This is a genomic window from bacterium (assembly GCA_019695335.1).
Taxonomy (GTDB): domain Bacteria; phylum CLD3; class CLD3; order SB21; family SB21; genus JABWBZ01.
Genome location: JAIBAF010000113.1, coordinates 1 through 5,751, shown reverse-complemented (window position 1 = coordinate 5,751; position 5,751 = coordinate 1). Strand labels below are relative to the sequence as shown.

The 5,751-nt window shown below is 43.5% G+C and carries 8 protein-coding genes; all 8 read right to left on the bottom strand.

Annotated features, from left to right (window positions below; genetic code table 11):
* Nucleotides 1–736 (bottom strand): hypothetical protein (locus tag K1X84_16550; protein MBX7153239.1); only part of this gene is annotated, 736 nt, incomplete at its 3' end.
* Between the two features lie 82 nt (nucleotides 737–818).
* Entirely contained in the window at nucleotides 819–1,229 is a 411-nt protein-coding gene (locus K1X84_16545) for an AgmX/PglI C-terminal domain-containing protein (GenBank protein MBX7153238.1), read from the bottom strand.
* A gap of 13 nt (nucleotides 1,230–1,242) precedes the next feature.
* The gene (gene amrA / locus K1X84_16540; GenBank protein MBX7153237.1) at nucleotides 1,243–1,809 is read right to left on the bottom strand and encodes an AmmeMemoRadiSam system protein A; all 567 of its coding nucleotides are present in this window, start codon (nucleotides 1,807–1,809) and stop codon (nucleotides 1,243–1,245) included.
* Nucleotides 1,810–1,867: 58 nt separating this feature from the next.
* Nucleotides 1,868–2,746 carry a shikimate dehydrogenase gene (gene aroE / locus K1X84_16535; GenBank protein ID MBX7153236.1) on the bottom strand — a complete coding sequence of 293 codons (879 nt, stop codon included), beginning with the start codon at nucleotides 2,744–2,746 and terminating at the stop codon, nucleotides 1,868–1,870.
* Nucleotides 2,747–2,755: 9 nt separating this feature from the next.
* Nucleotides 2,756–3,574: a hypothetical protein gene (locus K1X84_16530; GenBank protein MBX7153235.1), complete on the bottom strand. Its 819-nt coding sequence runs from the start codon at nucleotides 3,572–3,574 to the stop codon at nucleotides 2,756–2,758.
* Between the two features lie 16 nt (nucleotides 3,575–3,590).
* On the bottom strand, nucleotides 3,591–4,322 hold the full coding sequence (locus tag K1X84_16525; protein ID MBX7153234.1) for a hypothetical protein: 732 nt from the start codon (nucleotides 4,320–4,322) through the stop codon (nucleotides 3,591–3,593).
* Nucleotides 4,323–4,388: 66 nt separating this feature from the next.
* Nucleotides 4,389–5,321, bottom strand: coding sequence for a thioredoxin-disulfide reductase (trxB, locus tag K1X84_16520; GenBank protein ID MBX7153233.1), 933 nt, complete (start codon nucleotides 5,319–5,321; stop codon nucleotides 4,389–4,391).
* A 10-nt stretch (nucleotides 5,322–5,331) separates the two neighbouring features.
* Nucleotides 5,332–5,751, bottom strand: a 420-nt coding sequence (locus tag K1X84_16515) for a hypothetical protein (GenBank protein ID MBX7153232.1), incomplete at its 5' end; no start/stop codon positions are given.

The window sequence follows — 5,751 nt, the reverse complement described above, 5'->3', positions numbered from 1 at the left end:
ACTTTTGACCGTCCGGTGATATCGCGCCTCCACGGTTATACTCGCCTGACAATTGATACGACACCGTATTTTTCAGAACTGCATCAAAACTTCCGCCACCGCCGCCATATGAACTGTATTGACTGCTACCCGTAATTTTGCGTACTGTCAGCTTATCAACGTCCATCCGCTGACGATTCGTCGAGACAAAACCTACCTGGTTTCCAAGCGGAGCTTCCCATGTTGCTGAATTAACGAAAGTTCCATTGATATAAAAACTGACTGTACTTCCGTTACGCTCGACTTTGATGGTGTTGAGAGCCCCTGCATATTTATTGATCGATGACGACAATGTCCAGCTGATCAAACTGACCCAATTTCCGTTCGACCATTTACCGTAAAGATAATTTCCATCGCCGCTCAGACCGAACGTATAGCAATCGTTCGAAGTCTTATAACCCCAGACGATTCCGTACAAATTATTATCGATGCCGCTGATTTTTTTGATCGTCGCTTCGGCACTGAAATTATCATACGACGAAAGCCCTACGTCTTTGGCAATCATCCACGTCGTTTCGCTCGTATTGTCAAACGTATAGTAACCGTTCTGAACCTTAAAATAATAATCTTTGGTACTGCCTTCGTACCAATTGTTCGTATTGCTGTAAAAATCATCGGAAAATACGACGTCGCTTTGAGCGGCCGCATTCCCAAACATCAGCAATACAAGCATAGCTGAAAGAATGATGCTCCTCATAGGATTCCTCCTGGTAAAAAAGTGAATAATGAATGTTAATGAACAAACATTTCCACCAGGTTAATCGCTTTTTGCCGCGATGTTATATGATTTTAAAAATAAAGGATTGCTCAACGACCGATTCACCTTCAGCATAGGTCACAGATTGGAACCGGATTTGAGCCAAAATACTCTTGAGGCACGAAATAAAACCGATATTGCTGATTCCTTTTTGAATAACGGAAATACTGTCAACATTACCGGCAGGTTTGATCACGAAACGCACACGCACTTTAAAATTTAAAGTATCATTTTTCTTGATATGATTGCCATAACAATTGCGGAAGTAATCGATCTTTTGTTGAATCCGTAAACTTACTTCTTCTTCACTTCTTGGTCCGCCAAAAACAGCCGGCGCCGGACAAAAGACGTCTAAAGTTCCTTGTGCCGAAACATCGTTAATGAAAAAACCTAGCAAGAATAATAAAATCGACCATCCCGCAAACCGTTTCAAAAAAATGTCGCTCCTAATTTTGCAAAATAGATTCATCAAAGACGTTAGCGGTAAATACCTGAATTGTTGTTTCTTTCCATTGCCAAGCGTCTTTGGGTAAATAAGCCTTTACGCACGTTTGTTCAAGAAAAGTATTTCGATCCCATCGATGTTCGATCGCAACCTGCGGAAGCAAAAGCCCATGGTGTCGGCCGGAAATAATCAGTAATCCGTGTTTACCGACGACAACGTCATTCGGATTTTTAATTACCTCTAATGGCGATAATACTGAAATTTCAATGAACAAATCTTTGATTTCGTCCCGTTGAACCGGATTGAACCGAGAGTCATGCAATGCAGCAGATACTGCCGCTTCGTTGACAGTCCAGTATAACTCGCGTTCTCCTTCGATCATTCCGACACATCCTCGCAAGCGATGATATTTTTCAAGAGTTACAAAAGCGCCTGCATTCATCTTTAACGAGGGCGAATAATCAAAACGTGTATCCAGATTCGATAATGTTGTGTCGGTAACAGCTGATTCGACGGCGCTACGTGCAACTTTAAGGAGAATCGTTTTGTCCACAGCCGTCAAGTCCATGTCTTCTCCTTGGGAGAACCGATTAAATATACATCGCGGCATGTTAGAAATGCAAGCATTATATCGGCCTATTTTCCAGAATATTTGCAATAAAATTTTGCAGCACCGGCCGCACTGCGTCTAAAGGCATGGCACGCCCTGTCCATATTCTAAAGGCTTCTGCAGCCTGTCTTATCAGCATTTCGATTCCATTGACAGTCTTTGCGCCGGCTGATTTAGCGTGTCTGAGGAAAGTCGTTTCGATAGGATTGTAGATCAGATCGTACACCAACTGATCCTTTCTGAAAAATTCCGGCTGAACCAACGATGTCTCACTGTTTAAACCAACAGAAGTCGCATTGATAATCAATTGAAATTGCCTGCCTGAGATTTCTTTCAAAAGTCCCAAGTCCAGTTGGGTCGATCGATTTAATTTTGAAAACTGACGAATTAACTGAATAGTATTTTTCTTTGTCCGATTATTGATTATAATTCGCCGGCATTGATAATGTGTCATTAACGCATACACAGCGGCTCTGGCACTGCCTCCCGCGCCAAAAATCAACACCTCTGCATTACGTAATTCTTTTTTTGCAAATTGCAGAGAACCGGCGAATCCCGAATAATCGGTATTGTCTCCATAACTCTTTCCATTTTGAAAGACAATCGTATTAACAGCGCCGATCAATCGCGCTTCAGGAGTCACACTATCGAGATATTTTGCCACTTGATTTTTATGCGGAACAGTAACATTGAGTCCTTTGACGCCCAACGCCTGTGCCCCTGAAAGCGCACGGCGCAATTGGCCGCGCTCAACATCCCATGCAAAATACCGTGAATTTAAATGCAGGGTTTTGAATGCCGTATTGTGAATTAACGGCGAAAAGGAATGATGCACCGGATGGCCAATCAAGCCATAAAGCGTTGTTGAACCATTTATTTCAGAAATCGAATTCAATAATACAAATTACCGATGTAGAGACTTAGAAAAATCAGTGAATAAACTCTCGTCGATCGTATCTGAAATGTTAATATTCTCCAAACGTATAAAATTATCCGCAGCAATTGCCGATCTTGATACGGACAACTTAATACCATTGAAATCTTTCCATTCTTCCCAAAGATACTCGCCCGTCTCCGTACTATCGCCATTCAATACAAATTTCCAACGATCCATCAGGTGAGTTGTTTTATTGACATACACCCAATAATGATCTTTGGGCGTTAAACCTACATCGCTAAAAGAAAGATGGACGATATCATGTTCGATACCCGATTCATCTTTGGATGCACCTTCATATTTCAGCGTAACACCCGCATCTTTGATTTTCCATGGCATGATCAACCAATACGTATCATTGATGTAGCGACCGTAACCGTAATCGAGTTGTTTCTGCAAAGTTGAATCCACCGACACTTTCTGACTGTCCAGGTAAGCTTCACCGGATTTTTTGTTAACGTCATCGAACAGGACGACGTAAGATTTACCGTCACGCATTTTACCTTCAACCCGGTAACGGCCCGTCTGTTTATCCCATAAATGGGAGTGACGGATGGGCGGAAATTTCCTCCGCGTCACCACAAAGTCAAACCGGATATAGCGCGCGTTATCAAATGCTTTTTGTCCGCCCATAGCATCAATCATTCGATCAGCAATGGACAGGGAGGCCGAATCTGCTTTCAAAGCGAGAGCCGCGTGTGCAGTTATAGCAACCTTTTCAGATTCATTTTTCTTAGAACAACCAACCAGTAGCAGTAGTGCAAGAGTAACAAGTAGCGTTTTCATAAATTAGATCCGAGGGTTATTTGATTTTAGCTTTTTGTGATTCAAGATAAGCCGAATCGACGACTTTCCATTTGACATTGTAATCATCGCCCATCGCTGTATCATACAAAATTAAATATTTATTGCTCCCAAAATGGAAAACTTGCACCTGCAAAATCTGTTCATTCTTATCGAGCGGCAGGTCGTCGAAGATTTTGTACGATTTCAATTCAACCGGTGTTACTTCCGAACCAACTATCGGATGGAGCAAATATTTGTTCAAGGTATTAGTAGTGACGAAATTATCGCCTTTCATAAACATGTCGCTGACCAAAACGCCTGCAACAGTTCCACCAATGATCGATAATAACGACAGAGGATGCGCTAGTTTCTTAGCGCCTTTTTGATTGCTGGCCGCATCCGCCGCTATGTATCCGATTCCGATGCCTACTCCTCCACCGACCACACCTCCGATAATATGCGCAGATTTTTTTGAGCCTTGGTATGGAACCACCACTCGTGAAACGGCTTCGGCCGGTAACTCAACGCGTTTCCCGTTACGTTCGATCACCAAAACATCCGAGGACATCTCAACAATCTTTCCGCTGAAATCAACTTCGTCAACGTAGATCGTCGCGCCAGATATTTTGTTACGATCAATAATCTCTTGCCATTTGGCATTATTGACGGTGCGAAGGCTTTCTCCGCATGCGGTCATCCACAGACAACCCAAACTGACCACCAATGCTCTAAGCGTCGATACATTCATTATTAATCTCCCTAAGGTAATTCTGATTCGCTGGATTATACTAAAATGCTCGCTGAACCGTCACGATCAATGCGCTAAAAACCGTTCAGCGTCGATCGCCGCCATGCAGCCCGTGCCCGCCGCCGTAATCGCCTGACGGTAATAATTATCCTGAGCATCGCCGCATGCAAATACTCCTGGGATATTGGTCTTCGTCGATTTCGCCTGAGTCACGATATAACCGTTCTCATCCATGTCGAGAAAACCTTTGAAGATATCCGTGTTGGGTTTGTGGCCAATGGCAATAAAAAGGCCTTGCGTCGTAACTTCCGTGAGTTCTTTCGTTACAAGATTGCGTAATTTGATGCCTTTGATGTGAGACTCTTGATCGCCGACCACGTCTTCGACAACCGAATCGTAAATGAACTTAATTTTCGGATTATTTTTTGCACGATCAAGCATGATCTTGGATGCGCGAAATTCCTTTCGACGGTGCACGAGCGTCACTTCATTTGCAAAACGCGTCAGGTACGTCGCCTCCTCCATTGCCGTATCGCCACCGCCAACAACCATGATGTTTTTACCTTTGAAGAAAAAACCATCACAGGTCGCACACGCTGAAACGCCATAGCCCATCAATTCTTTTTCTTTCGGTAAGCCGAGCAATTTCGCCGATGCACCCGTCGCGACGATCACCGTTTCGCTCCAATGTTCTTCGCCGGAATCATCCACCAATTTAAACGGTCTCTGTGAAAAATCGACTTTCTCGATTGAACGAAACATACATTCCGCACCGAACCGTTTCGCCTGCTCACGCAACATTTCCATCATTTCCGGCCCCATGACTCCTTTGGGGAAACCGGGATAATTTTCCACTTCCGTCGTGATCGTCAATTGTCCACCCGGCTGATGCCCTTCAAAAACAAGCGGAGCTAAGTTAGCACGACCTGCGTAAATTGCCGCCGTAAATCCTGCTGGTCCCGATCCGATGATCGTGATTTTTCGAACTTTTTTTTCCATCAATATCCTCTTACAAATTAGTTAAACAAAGTTTTCTGAGCCGCTGCACCAGACTCCATTGTAACGGAATTTGTGCTAAACATTGCAGCAAGCCGGCGACTATAAAATATATCACGCCGGAGCTTTCCGGCTTCAGTTGTAACATCACGGCCGCACAAAAAATTCCTGTAATGATGATCCACAAAGGCATACGGCTGATGTAAGCTATTAATCCAAAAGATTTATCGAAACGGCGTGAAAACAAAACAAACCATAAGCGATCCGCGAGCCATCCACTGAAAAAAAACACCACGGTGAGAGCTAATGTCTTCAGCCACCAGAAAATATTAATTTCCGAATAGATCAAAACCAATCCAAGCCAGATCACCAAAGATGAGAGATTTGCATAGGTAAAGTTCCGCACAACTACCTGAAACCATCGTTCAGATTC